This is a genomic window from Neobacillus sp. SRL179 (genome assembly GCF_984799095.1).
On the sequence record NZ_OZ481792.1, the window covers coordinates 961,198 to 978,874 of the forward strand.

General features: G+C 40.6%; 15 protein-coding genes. 12 read left to right on the forward strand and 3 right to left on the reverse strand.

The features are described from left to right. The first annotated feature begins 65 nt into the window (after positions 1-65). From AC4E8C_RS04735 to AC4E8C_RS04770, 8 genes are all read left to right on the forward strand, one after another. Positions 66-1,745 (forward strand): acyl-CoA dehydrogenase family protein, encoded by a 1,680-nt coding sequence (locus AC4E8C_RS04735; RefSeq protein WP_490210682.1) that lies wholly within the window; start codon positions 66-68, stop codon positions 1,743-1,745. Between the two features lie 440 nt (positions 1,746-2,185). After that, on the forward strand, positions 2,186-4,939 hold the full coding sequence (locus AC4E8C_RS04740; RefSeq protein WP_490210683.1) for a dynamin family protein: 2,754 nt from the start codon (positions 2,186-2,188) through the stop codon (positions 4,937-4,939). A gap of 162 nt (positions 4,940-5,101) precedes the next feature. Continuing rightward, entirely contained in the window at positions 5,102-5,878 is a 777-nt protein-coding gene (murI, locus tag AC4E8C_RS04745) for a glutamate racemase (protein WP_490210685.1), read from the forward strand. Between the two features lie 129 nt (positions 5,879-6,007). Beyond that, positions 6,008-6,295 carry a hypothetical protein gene (locus AC4E8C_RS04750; RefSeq protein WP_490210687.1) on the forward strand — a complete coding sequence of 96 codons (288 nt, stop codon included), beginning with the start codon at positions 6,008-6,010 and terminating at the stop codon, positions 6,293-6,295. A 93-nt stretch (positions 6,296-6,388) separates the two neighbouring features. Continuing rightward, positions 6,389-7,087, forward strand: a complete 699-nt coding sequence (locus tag AC4E8C_RS04755; RefSeq protein ID WP_490210688.1) for a response regulator transcription factor — start codon at positions 6,389-6,391, stop codon at positions 7,085-7,087. A 2-nt stretch (positions 7,088-7,089) separates the two neighbouring features. Next, entirely contained in the window at positions 7,090-8,025 is a 936-nt protein-coding gene (locus AC4E8C_RS04760; protein WP_490210690.1) for a sensor histidine kinase, read from the forward strand. Between the two features lie 151 nt (positions 8,026-8,176). Further along, entirely contained in the window at positions 8,177-9,100 is a 924-nt protein-coding gene (locus AC4E8C_RS04765) for an ABC transporter ATP-binding protein (RefSeq protein WP_490210692.1), read from the forward strand. Continuing rightward, a complete protein-coding gene (locus AC4E8C_RS04770) occupies positions 9,093-9,785 on the forward strand; it encodes an ABC transporter permease (protein ID WP_490210693.1) in 693 nt (230 codons plus the stop codon). The genes AC4E8C_RS04765 and AC4E8C_RS04770 overlap by 8 nt, the downstream gene beginning before the upstream one ends. Positions 9,786-9,827: 42 nt before the next feature. Here the strand turns inward: AC4E8C_RS04770 and AC4E8C_RS04775 are convergent, their stop codons facing one another. After that, complete coding sequence (locus AC4E8C_RS04775; protein WP_490210695.1) at positions 9,828-10,763, reverse strand: glycerophosphodiester phosphodiesterase family protein; 936 nt, start codon at positions 10,761-10,763, stop codon at positions 9,828-9,830. 15 nt (positions 10,764-10,778) lie between these two features. Beyond that, positions 10,779-11,741 carry a D-2-hydroxyacid dehydrogenase gene (locus tag AC4E8C_RS04780; protein ID WP_490210697.1) on the reverse strand — a complete coding sequence of 321 codons (963 nt, stop codon included), beginning with the start codon at positions 11,739-11,741 and terminating at the stop codon, positions 10,779-10,781. Between the two features lie 271 nt (positions 11,742-12,012). Between AC4E8C_RS04780 and AC4E8C_RS04785 the strand changes: the two genes are divergently transcribed. Continuing rightward, a complete protein-coding gene (locus AC4E8C_RS04785) occupies positions 12,013-12,780 on the forward strand; it encodes a 3-hydroxyacyl-CoA dehydrogenase (RefSeq protein ID WP_490210699.1) in 768 nt (255 codons plus the stop codon). A 232-nt stretch (positions 12,781-13,012) separates the two neighbouring features. Here AC4E8C_RS04785 and AC4E8C_RS04790 read toward each other — a convergent pair whose 3' ends face one another. Further along, positions 13,013-13,219, reverse strand: coding sequence for a zinc ribbon domain-containing protein (locus AC4E8C_RS04790; protein WP_490212472.1), 207 nt, complete (start codon positions 13,217-13,219; stop codon positions 13,013-13,015). A 139-nt stretch (positions 13,220-13,358) separates the two neighbouring features. Between AC4E8C_RS04790 and AC4E8C_RS04795 the strand changes: the two genes are divergently transcribed. The 3 genes from AC4E8C_RS04795 (at position 13,359) to AC4E8C_RS04805 (ending at position 17,660) form a co-directional block, all read left to right on the forward strand. Next, positions 13,359-14,771 (forward strand): sigma 54-interacting transcriptional regulator, encoded by a 1,413-nt coding sequence (locus AC4E8C_RS04795; RefSeq protein WP_490210700.1) that lies wholly within the window; start codon positions 13,359-13,361, stop codon positions 14,769-14,771. 168 nt (positions 14,772-14,939) lie between these two features. Continuing rightward, positions 14,940-16,475: an acyl-CoA synthetase gene (locus tag AC4E8C_RS04800; protein WP_490210701.1), complete on the forward strand. Its 1,536-nt coding sequence runs from the start codon at positions 14,940-14,942 to the stop codon at positions 16,473-16,475. Positions 16,476-16,514: 39 nt separating this feature from the next. Continuing rightward, entirely contained in the window at positions 16,515-17,660 is a 1,146-nt protein-coding gene (locus tag AC4E8C_RS04805; protein ID WP_490210703.1) for an acyl-CoA dehydrogenase family protein, read from the forward strand. Positions 17,661-17,677: the final 17 nt, after the last annotated feature.

Sequence of the window (17,677 nt, forward strand, 5' to 3'; positions counted from 1 at the left end):
TTAACTAGAAATAAAGATGCTATAATTTATTTATTGATTATTCTGAAAAAGGAGGGTGAACTAAAATGAACTTTTACAAAGAAGACTTGTCGTTTCAATCCTTGTTAAAGGAGTTACTTAATCCCAACTTTTTTAACTATGCGAATAAAGAGTTAACAGGTTTTGGCGAAAAATGCGCAACAGTTATTGATGAAAGGGCAAGATTTACCGATCGGGAAGGCCAGCCCCGGTTAATAAAATATAATGCTTACGGTGACGACATTTCTGAGGTATGGGTCAATGAGGGATATAGGCGAACGGTCGAAGAAACGTATCATACGGGGATAGTCGGTCATGTGCATAAAGAAATTCCCGAACTCGGGGAAAAAGGAAATTACATTTATTCCTACGCACAAGGGTATATACTCTCACAAACGGAACCTGGTTTTTATTGTCCCGTTACGTTGACAATGGCAACAGCTTATTTATTGGATCAGTATGCATCAGCAGACATTAAGCAAAGGTTTCTGCCGCATGTCCTATCCACTGGAGAAGTACCGCTCTATGAGGGGGCAACATTTTTAACAGAGCGCCAAGGTGGTTCCGATGTTGGAGCAAACGAGACCAAAGCGGTTCCGTTCGGTGACCACTTTAAACTTTATGGTGAAAAATACTTTGCTTCTAATGCCGGGATGTGCGGAGTGGCGATGGTATTAGCGAGGAGAGAGGGATCTCCTTCAGGAACGAAAGGGCTAAGTTTATTTGCGGTTCCTTGGCGAAAGGATGATGGTTCACTAAATGGAATCCAAATTCGCCGTTTGAAGGATAAACTGGGAGTCAGGGCCGTGCCTTCAGCAGAGGTTGAATTTGATGGAGCAGAGGCGTTTGTGGTCGGAGATCCGGGCAAAGGATTTTACTATATGATGGAAGCGCTCAATTTGTCGAGGGTCTGTAATGCCGTTGCCTCCCTTGGAATCATGCGGCGCGCTTTCTCAGAAGCGAAAGATTATGCCTTAAGAAGGGACGCGTTCGGAAGTAAGTTAGCAAATTATCCGATGGTCAAGGATACCTTAACAAGGCTGGCCGTAAAGCTGGAAATCGAAACAAGAACGGTATTTACGTACCTGCCATTATTTGAGCGGGTTATGAGCAATCATGCCAAAGAGAAGGATGCCATTCTTAATCGTCTTTACATTGCTATTTTAAAAAAAGAAACGGCAGAACAAGCGATTCACTTTTCACATGAGGCGATAGAAATGCACGGCGGGAATGGCTTTATTGAAGATTTTGTTACTCCAAGGCTACTGAGGGATGCTCAAGTGCTCACCGTTTGGGAAGGAACAGCTAATATTCTCGGATTGGAGGTCTTGCGGCTAATTGAAAAATTTAAAGCTGATGAGCTCTTCTTGGAGGAGATGAATCACCGGCTGGCAGGTGTGTCCCATTTACCAAATAAGTGGACTCAATTTGTGAAAAATGGCTTAGGACAGTTAGAAACATTGACGCATTTAGTTAGGTCCGCTTCGACTGATCATAAGTCCTTTCATTCAAAAAAAATAGCTCAATTGATGATAGCTATTCTTGAAAGCGTCGTCGCTCTTGAATATGCAGCTGGTGGTGACCCACGTGCCATGAAAGTGATGGAGGTATTCATTGAACAAACGTGGAAAGAATCGCATTTGTTTAATGAAGAATTAAGGACAGTTCACCACTTTTCGGAAATAGTTTTATATGAGGAGAGTGGGAAAATGGTGCAGACAAGATAGGAATTGGGCCTGCCACTTTTGGCGGGCTATTTTCTTTCAGGGGTGCTTCTGGTGATAGTACCCGCTAGCAGGAAAAAAAGAAGCCAACGGGCACTATGAAGAGGTGACAGTGCCCGCTAGCAGGAAAAAAAGAAGCCGACGGGCACTATGAAGAGGTGACAGTGCCCGCCAGCAGGAAAAAAAGAAGCCGACGGGCACTATGAAGAGGTGACAGTGCCCGCCAGCAGGAAAAAAAGAAGCCAACGGGCACTATGAAGAAGATTTCCACTATAAGTTTGTCTCCAAAAAGAAATATAATTGACATCAGATTAATAAATTCGTTTGATAGAATCGATATAATTGGGACTAAAAATCTTTACATACGTCGAATAGTATATGGAATAAATACGCCTCTTTTCCATATGAATGACAGAGAGTGTTTGCAAATGGAGGGAAAGACAATGACGTTAGAGGAGCAATTAAAACAAAAGACGTATTATACCATGTTCATCAATGAACATGAAAATATTCATCCGATTCGCGTTCTCGGCGAGGCGTTTCAGGAAGAGGCACAAAAGGACCTGCCAGACTTATCATCGATACGCTTTGCACAGGGTGAAGTGTATTTTCAAAATAAAGATTTTGAAACGGCCATTTTTAAATGGGAAAACATCAATAACGAGCTTGAGCCATGGGCAAAGAAAAATACAGCAGATGCCTACTACGAGCTTGGGATGCTATCAACTGCCGAGGATATATACACGGCAATCCACACCGATAATTCCACATTAAATACCGAAGTGGCCTTGCAGTTATTTTCGCTTTATATTGAGCGCGAAAAGATGGATGCCGCTGTCTCAACGATCAAAAAAACGATTGTTGCAAATCCAGACTATCCAAATGTCACTGAAATTGCCCGTACTTTTTTTGAAGATCGGCAGGATTGGAATAATGCGGTTGAACTGGCGATTACAGAGGCAAGGCGGACCGAGTCGTTAGAATGGTTTGAGATGCTAAATACGTATATCCAAAAGGGTGTAACGAAAAATCACGAACCAAGTTATTTTACTCAGGCGTTATTTCTCTTGTATACCATTAATAAGAAAAAGTTTGAGCAGCTGGTTTCTTCCTTGTGGGAAAGCTACAAACATGAAGAATCCTATTTTACTTGGCTACGAGAAATCAACCAACTGTTATTAAATCTTGATCTTAATCGAAGTGAAAATTGGTCAGAACTTTCTAAGCTCCATAAAGACGCTTATTTTGGCTTAATTGAAGGAAGATATTTCATTAAAATGCTGCAGGATTTTATCCCAGACTTGCTAACAAACTGGCTCCGGCTGGCGGATGAACCAAGTGTCGTTTTGTCATCTGCAGCTGTCCTTTCTTGGAATGAACTGTTTCCAGCAAGTATTAGTACGTCCATTGTCAGTGAGGCGGAAGAACTTATCAGCAAAACAGAAACCGAGATGGATGAACTTGAGGAGTGTCTGGCACTTTTTGATGCGATTATGAATTGGGCTGAATCCCATGAGATGGGTGAGAATAACCGTGTTAAATGGCTGGTCGAACAATTAGTTGATTTTGACACGCAGCATCTGTTTATCACTGGGTTAAGCGGAACGGGAAAATCTACTTTTGTAAATACGGTTTTAGGCGAAGATTTACAAGATTGCCCTACATCTTCAGTGGTGATGTTTAGCCATGCTGAGGAAATAGAAATTACGGAAATTACCGATCGGGAGATTACTAGTTTGGACGGTTTTTCAGAATTTCAAGAACGGATGGATCGGCGCCGTAATGCCTTAGAATCCATTATTGAATTTAAACGGCCAACCGGATTTTTAGACGTAAATAGGGTGGCATTCATGGATACTCCTGGATTAAAAGGAAATCATTATGACCGCTATGAAGTCTTGAAGAATCTTCATGTGGCTGATGCAATCTTGTTTGTATTGGATGCCAATGCCCCGTTCACAGACAAAGAACGAAGCGTGCTGACGCAAATTCAAGAATTAGCACCAGATATTCCCGTTCATTTTCTGTTAAATAAGATGGATACCATTGCTGATGAGCAGGAAGCCGTTCGTATTTTTGAGGAAACAAGTTCCATGATTCAAACCTATTATCCGGATGCGAGAGTGTTTGCTTTTTCATCACAATATGAAAGCAGCCAGCAGCTGGCTGATTTACAAGAGTTTATCCTGTCCATAAAAAACACCAGGAATATAGAAGATAAACGGTTGGCAAAGCTGTTATATTATATTCGGACTACCATCTCCAGTTTGTTACAAAAACGGATTGATGTTGAGAATCAACTGGTCGAGTCGGTGCGCTGGAATGAAGAAATGTTAATGAAAACAACTGGTGCGGTCAACCAGCTAAAAGACACAGAAGTTCACAAGTCCAAAGCCATTACAAAATATTACCGTTCAATAAGAGAAACGATTGAAAAAGATATTTCGGAAAACATTCCTGCCATGCTGAAGGAATGCTCGGACTTAATCAAGGAAGATAGCAATTTTAGTAATATTCACTTAGAACTAAATGAAGAAATGAATCGAAGAATACAAGATTACTTGGAACAAACGGTTATGCCAAAATTCTATAACTCTCTGCAGAATTGGATTGACCATTGCAAAGAGGAATTTGATCAAGCTCAAGATTTTTTGAATGAGATGGGTGAAGGTTTTAATCATATGTATGGGGAAGAGCGCCTCAACCTTGTGTGCGACTTTAAAATGCTGGATGATTGGCGGCGTGATACGGACCGAATGACGACCGGTTTTCAGCTTGAGTCCATCAACATTCTTTTACGGCGCACGCCATCTCAATTTTTGTTAAAAAGTGCTGGGAAGCTTCTGGGAGCTCTTTCACAAAATAAAGCAATGCTTTATAACAAGTACAAATCCTTTGTGGAAAATGAAGATTATGCCGAAACGATTGCTGCAGTCGAAAAGCAATTCTTCCAACCGTTTGAGTTGTTTGAAAAATCACTGGATCGGGATGTGCAATTGTTCTTCAAAAGTCCATTAAGAATGTTGAACAATGCAGTTGAAGAAGCTAAGGTGGGCATACAGACAAACCAAGACATGCTTAATAAGATGAACACTAACCCGGAAATGTTCCGTGATCCATTAACGCTCTTTGAAGTAAGATTACGTCAGTTTGAATGGATGACTGTTGCTGGAAAAGGGATGCAGACGATTTATTAATAACACTCAGGGGAAGGTGCATTTATCGCATCTTCCTTTTCAAATAGGCTCGAATCGATTAAGATATTTATGGTTTTTAAAAATATAAATAGGCAAATTGGTGCAGGCTGGACTTGAATGATAAAATAGATGAGAATTAATGAACAGGAAGAGTGAAACGTAGTGAAAATAGGATTTTTCGATTCGGGTATTGGTGGAATGACTGTCCTTCATCAAGCATTGAAGTTTTTACCGAATGAAGACTACATCTTTTATGCGGATACCGAGCACGTTCCATATGGCGACAAACCAAAAGAAGAGGTAAGACAATATATTTTTCATGCTGTCGATTTTATTGCTAATCAAGGCGTAAAAGCGATTGTCATCGCCTGTAATACGGCGACAAGTATCGCAATAGAAGATCTTCGTAAAACATATGATATCCCTATTTTAGGAATTGAACCTGCAGTAAAACCTGCTGTTCAACAATGTGAAGGAAAAAGAAAAAAGGTTCTAGTATTGGCGACAACATTGACGCTTAAAGAGGAAAAGTTTCATAATCTCGTTAATAAAATTGATCATCATGATATTGTCGACAGCTTGCCGCTTCCAGGGCTCGTCCATTTTGCGGAGAATTTCGAGTTTAGTGAAGAGCGAGTTATCCCTTATTTACAAGATCAATTGTCCTCGTTTGATTTAAATCAATACGGAACGGTTGTGTTAGGGTGTACTCACTTTCCTTATTTTAAAAGTAGTATTAGGAAAGTATTTGCTGAAGATGTCGACATCATTTCAGGCAGTATTGGGACGGCTAAGAACTTAAAACGGATTCTAGAAGCAAGGAATCAGATCAATGACGGAACAGGAAAGATCACCTTTTTTCAATCAGGAAGTAAAGTTGACGATCAAAATACCTTGGCCAATTATAAAAAATTATTGGACAGGTTAGACCAAATGTAAAAAACAGAGGGCTATCCCTCTGTTTTTTTTTGTATGTTACTGAACCCAAACAAGAAAGGTCAATTATAGGGAGTTGTCGAATATAAATATAAATGATCAATATTTTCCATTTTTTCTTGGGGGGTTTTTATGTTTTTATTATTTTGGCCTTGTATGATTGTGGCGCTCATCCTCTCTTTCATCGCCATAGCGAAAAGGCGGCCTAAACTTCTTGTGATCTCTGCCATCCTCATCCTGCCAATCTCTCTTTATCTGGCAGCAACACCACTATTCTTCATTTGGGGTTTACTATTTCCATTACTTTTTATTGGGGCTTCGAAGGCTTTATCTAAAAACAAGATGGGGTTATCTTACCTTTTGGTCTTGCCCTATGTCCTTTTAATAGGATGGCTGGCAACAGCAGTCTTAACTCAGTAATAGTACAAGATGAACAAAAAATGTTCCAAATAAAGGATTTTCGACAAGATTTATGGAAATTTACCATGTAGAAGTAAATAGGTGGAGGAAAGTATGAAACATAAAATTTTATTAGTCGAAGATGATGTGGCCATTAGTGAAATGGTTCAAGGTCAATTTAATAAAGAAGGTTTTGACGTGGTGCCTGCCTTTGACGGAGAAGCAGCACTAGAGGTATTTTTCAGCGGTACGTTCGATTTGATTTTACTCGATTTAATGCTGCCCAAGTTGGACGGTATGGAACTTTTAAAACTAGTGCGCGAGAAAAGTATGATTCCTGTGTTGATTATGTCAGCAAAGGATGGGGACTTGGATAAGGCGTTAGGATTAGGCTTTGGGGCCGATGATTATATCGCGAAACCTTTTTCGATGATTGAGTTAACGGCAAGGGTAAAGGCGGCGATTAGGAGGGCGACACATTATTCACGAACAGAAGAAAAGCAGGATAAAAAGGTTCTGACGGTTGGAGAGCTGACCTTAGATTTAGACAATTTTTCCTTACAAAAAAACGGAAAAGACATCAAGCTGACGGCTAAAGAGTTTCAGATTTTAAAATTATTTATCTCCCATCCAAGCCGCGTTTATACGAAAGCGCAAATTTATAGTTTAGTATGGGAAGATGACTATTATGGTGATGAAAATGTCATTAATGTTCATATGAGACGGCTTAGGGAAAAAATCGAGGATGACCCTTCCGCACCAAAATATATTAAAACATTATGGGGAATCGGTTATAAGCTTGGGGAGTTTTAACAATGATCATTTTTTTAATCCTCATCATCATAGCCTTAGCGGGGCTGAACTTTTTACAATATAAATCCAGAAACAATGAAAAAGAGAATTTCAACTACATACACAAAAAGCTAAAACGGATTATTGATGATAAAACGGATGAAAAGCTGTTGGTCCATACAAATGATGATCACATAAAGGAGCTGTTAATTCAAATTAACCGCCTTTTAGAACATAATCAATGGGTCATGGCCAACTACCATAAAACGGAGATGTCGATGCGAAAAATGCTTTCCAATATTTCGCATGATTTAAAAACTCCACTGACCGTGGTACTTGGTTATATGGAAATCATGGTGAATGATCGCCATCAAAGTCAGAAAGAAACAGAAGAGCTGCTTAAAAAAGTCCACAGTAAAACCATCGAGGTTTTGGACTTAATTAAAAGGTTTTTTGATTTAGCCAAGCTGGAGTCTGGTGATAAAGACCTCACGCTGACAAGGGTGAACATGAATGAACTTTGCCGGAAGAATATTTTAAACTTTTATGACACGTTAACCTCTAAAGGATTTGAGGTTGATATTAACTTGCCGGAAGTCAATCTCTATGCACTTGGCAATGAAGAGGAACTTGACAGGGTTTTGAATAACCTGGTTTCCAATGCTATTCAATATGGCAGTGAGGGGAGAGTGCTTGGGTTAACCCTTCGTAGTGATGAAAAATCTGTTTTCATTGACGTATGGGATCGCGGAAAGGGAATCAGTGAACTCCACAAGGATTTAGTGTTCGAACGAATGTACACACTGGAAGATTCTCGAAACAAATCCTATCAAGGCAGCGGGCTTGGTTTAACCATTACGAAAAGGCTGGTAGAAAAAATGGAAGGGTCTATCTTGCTTACCAGTAAGCCCTATGAAAAAACAACCTTTACAGTGAAATTAAAGCGAATTACATATTAAATACCAAAGGATGGCTCGTTTTTCGGGACATCCTTTCTTCGTCCAGCTAGTGACGTTTGCTTCTTAAGATTTTTGTAAGATTTGATTAATAAAAAAGAAAACACTGCTGACTAAAATAAGTATTAGTTAAAGACGAAAGGGAGCGGAAAACATGAATTATATTATTAAAACCAATCAACTAACCAAGTCCTATAAAGGCAAAGAAGTGGTTGCAAATGTAAATATGAAAGTGAAAAAGGGAGAAATTTACGGCTTTCTTGGCCCAAATGGTGCAGGGAAAACAACGCTCATGAAGATGTTGACCAATTTGGTAAAGCCGACGAGCGGTGAAATTGAAATCTTTGGTGAAAAACTCACCAACACTTCTTATGAAGTATTAAAGCGAATGGGCAGCATTATTGAATATCCTGTTTTTTACGACCGATTAACGGCCCGTGAAAATCTTGAATTGCACTGTGAATATATGGGCTATTACGATAAAAAAGCGATTGATTCTGCCTTGGACTTGGTTAACTTAAAAAATATTGAAAATAAATCAGTAAAAGACTTCTCACTCGGCATGAAGCAGCGTCTTGGAATTGCCCGGGCCATCATAACCAAACCAGAGCTGTTGATTCTAGATGAACCAATCAACGGCTTGGATCCAGTCGGGATAAAAGAACTGCGCGACCTTTTTCATATGCTCTGCCGTGAATACGGAATCACGATGTTAATCTCCTCTCATATTCTTGGTGAAATGGAACAAATCGCCGATACCATTGGAGTTATCAGCGATGGAAAGTTAATCAAAGAAGTTTCCCTAGAGGAAATTCATGAACAAAATACGGAGTATATTGAACTAGCTGTAGACGATGTGAACAAAGCCTTTTATGTCCTTGAGGAAATCTTACATTTGCGGAATTTCAAGGTCGTCGATGCGGCGCGTTTTCGTATCTATGATTCAGGAGTTACCCAATCAGAAATATCAAAGACACTTATTTTAAATGGAGTCATGATTGAGGAAATCAATAAAAAGAATCATTCACTCGAAGATTATTTCTTAACATTAATTAATGGGGGCGGAATCAGTGCGTAAATTAATCAGTCTTGAAATGAAGAAATTTAAACTATTTTCCTATCTAAAAAATGTATTGATTGCAGATGTCGTGATCATGGGCGTGCTTTGTATGATTTATTTTGCCGAAAAGAGCGAGGGGAATATTGCCTTCCCTGATTATGTTACCGCATTTGCTGCGATGGGAAGCATCATTCAACCCGTCTTTATCATTTTTTCAGCCGTGCTCATTTCGCGGATTATTATTGACGAGTATAAAAGTAATTCCATCACATTGCTATTTATGTATCCAATTAGCCGAAAAAAAATCATGACGGCCAAATTAACGATTGTTGCCAGCTTTGCCTTCGTAACGATTGTATTTTCCAATCTGTTGATTGGCAGTGTGTTTTATTTGGTCGATTCATTTGTTCATTTTGTTCCAGAGTCCTTAACGGCCGGAGTATTAAAGCATAGTTTGATTAGTTTAGGACTTGGCGCACTTGCCTCAGCAGGGATGGCCCTCATTCCGTTGTATTTTGGAATGAGAAAGAAATCAGTTCCGGCCACCATTGTTTCCGCGATTATCCTTGTTTCGCTGACAAATTCCTCCTTTGACGGGGTCAATGTCTTTACATTTATCGTGGTGCCGATTGCACTAGCCATTGCCGGTGCATTAATTGCCTACTTTTCCTTTAGAAATATTGAAAAAGTGGATATAAACTAATGAGAAAAAGGCTGCAGCCATTAAATGACTGCAGCCTTTTGTCTATTTTTGTTTGAGTAAATCTAAGAGCAAGTCCGGACGATTGGTTAAAATACCGTCCGCACCTGAATTAATGAGTTTTTTCATGGTTTTTGGATCATCAATCGTCCAATACTGAATTTGCATCCCGCGACGGTGGGCGCCGTTTATCAGTTTTTTGTCGGTCAAGTCAAAGCCGCTATCCTCTGTTGGGAGCTGAAAGGAATCCGTTTCCGGTTGATACAAGTTTCGAAGAAAAAATTTATGGAAGACGACAAATTTTGTTACTTCTTGTTTTCCTCCAGACGTGGCAACCTTGTCCTTTGAGTAGGTAGTAAAGGTATCAAGAATGTCTTGATCAAAAGAAGCAACTAAAATTTTATCCTCCATATGGTATTTTTTTATTAAAGTCCATAGCTTGGAAGCCATTTCTTCATACCGCTCCGGCGGGTTATCATCTTTAATCTCCATCTCGACTCGCACTGTATTTCCAAACTTTTGAAAGATTTCCTCGGCTGTCGGTATATAAACACCTTTTCCACGATAGCTGTAGTTCCCTTCTAAATCTTTAAAATGATAACCAGCATCGAGTTTTTGAATTTCCTCAAGGGTCATGTCCGCAACCTTACCATGTCCGTTCGTGGTCCGATCTACTGATGGATCATGGATCGCCACTAAATGTCCGTCCTTGGTGATATGGAGATCTGTCTCTAAAACATCTACCCCCATATTGGCCGCATTTGTAAAGGCGGCCATGGTATTAGATGGGGCAAGCAGTTCGCCCCCTTGGTGGGCAATGACCATGGGGCGATCATTATGGAAGAAGGGCTTTTCTTCGATCTTACTGACTGAAATAAAATTAACAACCAGCAAGAAAATAATCAGTGCTGTAAAGAGATATTTGATGAATTGTAAAAGGAGCTTCCTCTTTTTTGGTTTTTCAAGTGATACTTGCTGCATTCGAATGCTCCTTTATTAATAGCCTTTTGAAAAATCAACAAGATTAATAGTTGGCGTTTTTCCAGAAAGGTATGTAACTAGATTAGGAATTAAAATATTTTCAACGACTCGTTTGTTATAATGTTCGGTTGAGCCCGATGTGTGCGGAGTGATAATGACGTTATCCATCTCCCATAAAGGACTGTTAGTGCTTAATGGTTCTGTTTCAAACACATCCAAACCAGCCCCAGCAATTGTTCCTTCTTGTAATGCTGTGATCAATTCTTCCTCGACTACAATTTCACCGCGGCCGATATTAATAAAAAAGGCAGTGTCCTTCATTTGGTGGAATTGCGCAGCACCGAATAAATGATGAGTTTCCTTGGTATGCGGTAAGGTAACCACCACATAATCGCATTTTGGCAGCAATTCATCTAATTGGTCTGGTGTGTACATCTCATCCACAAACTCCACTGGTTTTCCAGAGTGCCTGACACCAAGGACGTTCATCCCGAATACTTTGGCTATTTTTGCCGTTTCTTTGCCGATTTCGCCAACGCCAATTATGCCAACTGTTTTTTCATGTATTTCCAGCCCCATGTGAGCGTGATGCCATGTTTTAGCTTGTTGATTTCTAACGTATGTATGGATTTTTCTTGTTAATCCCAGCATTAGGGCAAAGATAGTTTCTGATATGGGATAGGCATGGACGCCATTTGCACTTGTTAATAAAATGTCTCTAGATTGTATCCGCTCAAGCGGCAGGGAATCTACACCCGCACTCCAGGTTTGCAGCCACTTAAGCTTCGACTCAGGATGAAGGACATATTCTTCCATTCCCCGTTTCCATCCGGCAATCACTTCGGAATCTTTGGCATGCTCCTGCCAAATCGTTTTATCTTTGCTTACAATCAGATCCCAATCAGGAATGATAGTTTTAATTTGCTCAATGTAGTTTTCCTTCAATTCATTTGTAATCAACAATTTTCTTTTTTTCATAAAATCCCCTCCGTACTGATCATTTTGTTAAAAATAATAATAACTTCATTTTACTGGAATTTTAACTATTTTAAAAATCTTTCCTTTTTAGAGACTACTTTTTCTACGGGAGCAAATCTGTCCGATATCTGGTCATTTTTGCCGTTAAACTGTCCAAAGGGTAAACAGTTGAAAAAAATGGACAAGCCGGACGCCCTATCATAACTAATCTTCTTAATTGGCATAGTTCTTGCAATCTATAAAACTAAAATCTAGTTAAGGGGGAATAGATGTGCAAATGGAAACATGTCGTGCCATTGTAACAGGGGGGGCATCAGGTCTTGGAGAGGCATCGGTCCGAAACATTGTGGCAAAAGGGGGCAAAGCCGTCATCTTTGATCAATCATTTGAAAAGGGGGCAGGACTTCAAACTGAATTAGGGGATGCCGTTTTATTTTTAAAAGCAGATGTGACACAGGAAGAAGAGGTTCAAGCGACCGTCGATAAAGCAAACGAGTTTTTGGGCGAAATCAATACGGTTATTAACTGTGCCGGGATTGGGATTGCAGAGAAGGTATTGGGAAAGAAAGGTATACACAATTTGTCTCTTTTTTCTCGAGTCATTCAGGTGAATTTAATTGGTACCTTTAATGTTATTCGGATTGCAGCTGAGAAAATGGCTGCTAATAATGTAAATGACCATGGTGAAAGAGGTGTGATTATCAATACCGCTTCTGTAGCCGCATTTGACGGGCAAATTGGCCAGGCGGCTTATAGTGCTTCAAAGGGTGGAATTGTCGGAATGACATTACCGATAGCAAGGGAACTCGCTCGTTATGGAATCCGGGTGATGACGATTGCGCCAGGTTTGTTCCACACACCAATGTTTGATACTCTTCCACAGGAAGCGCGCGATTCCCTTGGGAAAATGATACCTTTTCCATCAAGATTGGGTTATCCAAGTGAATACGCACAGCTTGTTCAAAGTATCATTGAAAATCCAATGCTTAATGGGGAAACCATTAGATTGGATGGAGCGATCAGGATGCAGCCGAAATAAATGGAAAACGAGGAAATCCTAAATAGGTTCCCTCGTTTTTTCATTTAATAGATTTTATAAAATTTTCATCTTTGAGAAATGTCCAGCTCCAGCGCCCTAGCGGCTAGTGTCCTTCGCTCTCCGCCCTACGATAAGTCAACATCGAATCGCCTCCGGCTCTTCGTGTTTCCTTTATCTCAGTTGGAGCGCTCCAGGCCATACGCCGCTGAGCAGGGCGCTTGCGCTTTTCTAATCACCCGCCAAAAAACAAATCAATTATATTGGACGCTGTGGATGTCTTCTTGTTATAAAACTCTGAATACCCACAGTTCTTGCAAAAAACAACCGTGAACGTATTATGTTGTAGATCAAACATTTTAGATAGGCCCGTACCTGTCATGGCCACATCCTTCGTTCCAGTTTCCCTACTTCCACATTTAATACAGCCTTTTTCACTCATCATCTCACCCCTAATAATCAACCTCTTGATATTTACGCAGTTACGATGAAAAAGTTTCCAAAATAAGGGCAGATTAAAAATTCTAAAAAATCATAAAATTTGTTACAATGAGGATATGGGAAAATAAGGAGTGGATGAAATGCTCCAATTTAAAGATATAATAACAGCTGTCGATTTTATCGTTACGGAGAAAACAACCCTCAACGAAGCCATTACACTCATGAATAAAAATAAGTGGAACCTGCTGCCTGTAACGGATTCGTTCATGCATCCCATTGGTGTGTTTACCCGCAGCAGCCTGCATCAAATGGTCACTGAAGAATGTCCGCTACATACCCCAATTAAAGCTTACATAAAGAACCAAGTAGAAACAATAAGAGTCGATACTCCCTATGAAAAAATTGAAGAAATCGTCAAAAATAGTAAGGTTGGCACAGGTGTCGTTATCGATGAAAACAATCGTGTCGTAGGTATTTTAACAAAGACAGACATGGTCATGTCCTTGCTAAAAACCTCACAGGAATTAAAAAACATGTTATTTAAAAAATGGCAGAAAGCTGAAAATAAAGCGGACTTTTACCATCAGCAATATCAGAAATCCGAAACAGCCCGGTTTAAATGGGAGCATATTTTAAGTACAGACCCGGTGATGGAAAAGCTAAAGAATAGTGGATCGAGGGCCGCAAAGGGCAGATCAACGGTGCTTATCCGAGGTGAAAGCGGAACGGGTAAAGAACTGTTTGCCCACGCCATCCACAACAGCAGTGCGAGGAGTATGGGAAAGTTTGTTGTAGTGAATTGTGCAGCGATTCCTGAGCATTTGTTAGAATCAGAGTTTTTTGGTTATGAAGCAGGGGCCTTTACCGGCGCTCATCAAAAGGGTAAAATTGGGAAATTTGATTTAGCAAACGGTGGAACCCTTTTTCTAGATGAAATAGGCGACATGTCCCTTGCCCTGCAGGCAAAGCTTTTACGTGTGCTTCAAGAGCGGGAATTTTACCGGGTGGGTGGTTCAAAAAAAATCATCGTCGATGTCCGAATAATTGCCGCAACGAACAGAAAACTTGAAGATATGGTGAAAGAAGGGCTATTTAGAGAGGATTTATATTACCGTCTCAATGTTATTTCTCTCCAAATCCCGCCTCTCCGCGATCGTATCTCGGATGTAGATTATTTAATTAGTCAATTTATGGTGGAATTTAATCAAATTTTAGGTACTGGTATTACTGGAATTGAGAATTCGGCCAGAGAAGTATTACTAGGATATGACTGGCCGGGCAACGTCAGGGAATTACGAAATGTAGTGGAGCGCGCTATGACATTTGCCGAGAATGGCAAAATTATAATGGAGGATTTGCCTGATTATTTAAGCCATCGGGTTACTAGTAAAGGAGCGGACGTCCACATATCAATGGTAGAAAACGCTGAACTTGAAGCAATAAAACGGGCCCTTGTGCAGGTGAAAGGTAATAAGGTCAAAGCAGCTAGATTGCTAGGAATCAGCCGTTCAGGTTTATATGAAAAAATCAAAAAATATAAACTACCCACATGAGTAAGTGTCCATTAACCGGACACTTTTCAGGTACTAATGTCTGATTGAAAAACATAGTTTGTGTAAGAATAACTCAATTGCCCCTATCTTTGCTTTTCTCTAAAGTGGCACGAAATTTGCATTGTAAAGTTTGGATCATAGTAAGGTAATCACAAAGGAGGATCCCTGATGAATATAGGAAGTCTCTTGTCTCAAAGTGCCCGTAAGTATCCAAATCTACTAGCTATCGAATGTGAAGGCAGAACGTATACGTACCGCCAATTTAATGAACAAGTTAACAACCTCGCACATGGTCTTCTGCAGCAAGGGGTGAAAAAAGGTGACAAGCTTGCCTTGATGATGAAAAACTCAGACCACTATGTGTTTACCTTTTTCGCGGCTGCCAAGATCGGGGCTGTGGCTGTTCCGATTAACTTTCGGTTAACCGCTTCAGAAGTACAATACATTTTGGCCCAATCAGATGCAGCGTTCGTAGTCTGTGATCAAGAATTTGAACCACTTATATCAGAAGCAAAACAGGGGACAGGCGTTCATTTCATCTTTACGGTTGGCGAACCAGAAACCACGGGATACTATTCATTTGAAGACGTGTTAGCAGATGTGATTCATGAACCAGACATAGAGGTTTCAGAAAAGGATGATCTAGAAATTCTCTATACATCAGGGACGACCGGCCGTCCAAAGGGAGCGCTCTTTGATCATAGCCAAATTTTTCATGTAGGCATGTCCGTTACCATCAGTATGGCGTTTAGGATGCATGAGCGAATTCTCCATCTGGCGCCACTGTTCCATTCGGCTCAATTGAACCTATTCCTTATTCCTGGTGTTGCCCTTGGTGCGACCCATATCATTCATCGCGATTTCCATCCTGTTAAAACACTTCAAGCTATTCAAGAACATAAAATTACTAATCTTTTTGCTGTACCAGCCATGTATAACTTTCTGCTTCAGGTTCCCAATGCGGACGATTATAACTTAACTTCTATTAAAAGAGTGGGTTACGGAGCTGCCCCAATGGCACCAGAAATCGTCAAGAAAGCGATGCAGTTATTTAAAACAGATCAATTTTACAATTTATGCGGCTTAACAGAGGCAGGACCAGGCGGAATCCTACTTGATCCGGAGGGGCATAAACAGCATCTAGGCAAGGGAGGTAAGCCCATTTTTATGACTGAAACACGAGTGGTGAATGAGGAGGGCGAAGATGTCCTTCCGGGAGTGATCGGAGAGTTCATTGTTAAAAGTCCAATGGTGATGAAGGAGTATTACAAAAAGCCGGAGGAAACAAGGAGCACGTTGAAAAATGGCTGGCTCTACACGGGGGACTTAGCGACCATCGACGATGAAGGGTATATTACGCTTGTTGACCGGAAAAAAGACATGATCATTTCCGGGGGAGAAAATGTCTATTCTGTTGAGGTGGAGGCGGTTTTGTTTGAACATCCAGATATCCTCGATGCAGCGATTATTGGATTGCCAGACGAAGTTTGGGGCGAGTCAGTTTGCGCCGTCATTGTACCGAAAGAAGGTACGGTCATTGATGAACAGGAATTGCGCAGCTTCTGCCGCCAAAAGCTGGCTGGGTATAAGGTGCCGAGGAGAATATTTATGGAACAGCAGCTGCCAAGAAATGCTTCTGGCAAAATACTAAAATATCAGCTCAGGCAGTCACTCCGAAATTTGAGTAATGAGCAGAAGATCTAAAGCAAAAATATTAAGCGCTTTCAAATGGAGGTTAAGAGTATGAAACATCCCTACTTAAACGAAGACCATGAAATTTTTCGCCAATCGTTAAAGAAATTTTTAGATAAGGAAGCTTATCCCTTTTATGAACAATGGGAAGTAAATCGAATGATTCCCCGTGCTTTTTGGAGGAAGATGGGGGAACAAGGCTTTCTTTGCCCTGATATTGATGAGAAGTATGGCGGCAGTGAAGTGGACTGGGGATTTGCGGTTGTCATCAATGAGGAATTGGAACGGGTTGGCTCAGGATTAGTTGGAATTGGTCTCCATAATGATATCGTGGTGCCCTACATCACTTCCTATGGAACGGAGGAGCAAAAACAACGGTGGCTGCCAAAGTGTGTGTCGGGTGAAATCATCACAGCGATTGCTATGACGGAACCAGGTACAGGTTCCGACCTTGCCAACATTAAAACAACGGCGAGACTTAAGGGAGACCATTTTATCGTCAATGGTCAAAAAACCTTTATCACGAACGGCATTCAGTCTGATTTAATTGTTGTTGCTGTAAAGACTGATCCGCAGGCTGTGCCAAAGCATAAAGGAGTAAGCCTCCTTGTGATTGAGAGGGATTCTCCTGGTTTCTCTAGAGGGAGAAAACTGAACAAAGTTGGTCTCCATTCCCAGGATACAGCCGAATTAATTTTTGAGGATTGTCGTGTACCGAAGGAAAACCTGCTTGGGGAGGAAGGAAAGGGATTCCTTTATTTAATGGAGAAACTCCAACAGGAACGGCTGCTTGTCGCGATTGGGGCGCAAACAGCATCGGAAGAGATGTTGAAAATGACGCTCGACTATGTGAAAAGTCGCGAAGCCTTTGGAAAGCCGGTGAGCCAATTCCAAAATACCCAGTTCAAAATGGTGGAAATGGCAACGGAAATTGAAATGGGCAGAGCTTTTTTGGATCAGTTAATTGCGGAACATATTGAAGGGAAGAATGTCGTCACGAAAGTGTCGATGGCAAAATGGAAACTGACCGATATTGCCAAAAGGGTCGCCTCAGAATGTCTGCAGCTTCATGGCGGCTATGGTTATATGGAAGAATACGAGATTGCGAGAAGGTTCCGTGATATCCAAGTATCGAGCATTTACGCAGGTACTAATGAAATCATGAAAACAATCATTGCCAAAAATCTAGGACTTTAATTAAGGAAGGATGATAC

Coding starts and splice junctions, on each gene's coding strand:
- AC4E8C_RS04765 (WP_490210692.1), top strand. CDS start 8,177: ATGAATTATATTATTAAAACCAATCAACTAACCAAGTCCTATAAAGGC.
- AC4E8C_RS04795 (WP_490210700.1), top strand. CDS start 13,359: ATGCTCCAATTTAAAGATATAATAACAGCTGTCGATTTTATCGTTACG.
- AC4E8C_RS04775 (WP_490210695.1), bottom strand. CDS start 10,763: ATGCAGCAAGTATCACTTGAAAAACCAAAAAAGAGGAAGCTCCTTTTA.
- AC4E8C_RS04755 (WP_490210688.1), top strand. CDS start 6,389: ATGAAACATAAAATTTTATTAGTCGAAGATGATGTGGCCATTAGTGAA.
- AC4E8C_RS04735 (WP_490210682.1), top strand. CDS start 66: ATGAACTTTTACAAAGAAGACTTGTCGTTTCAATCCTTGTTAAAGGAG.
- AC4E8C_RS04740 (WP_490210683.1), top strand. CDS start 2,186: ATGACGTTAGAGGAGCAATTAAAACAAAAGACGTATTATACCATGTTC.
- AC4E8C_RS04790 (WP_490212472.1), bottom strand. CDS start 13,219: ATGAGTGAAAAAGGCTGTATTAAATGTGGAAGTAGGGAAACTGGAACG.
- AC4E8C_RS04760 (WP_490210690.1), top strand. CDS start 7,090: ATGATCATTTTTTTAATCCTCATCATCATAGCCTTAGCGGGGCTGAAC.
- AC4E8C_RS04780 (WP_490210697.1), bottom strand. CDS start 11,741: ATGAAAAAAAGAAAATTGTTGATTACAAATGAATTGAAGGAAAACTAC.
- AC4E8C_RS04800 (WP_490210701.1), top strand. CDS start 14,940: ATGAATATAGGAAGTCTCTTGTCTCAAAGTGCCCGTAAGTATCCAAAT.
- AC4E8C_RS04750 (WP_490210687.1), top strand. CDS start 6,008: ATGTTTTTATTATTTTGGCCTTGTATGATTGTGGCGCTCATCCTCTCT.
- AC4E8C_RS04805 (WP_490210703.1), top strand. CDS start 16,515: ATGAAACATCCCTACTTAAACGAAGACCATGAAATTTTTCGCCAATCG.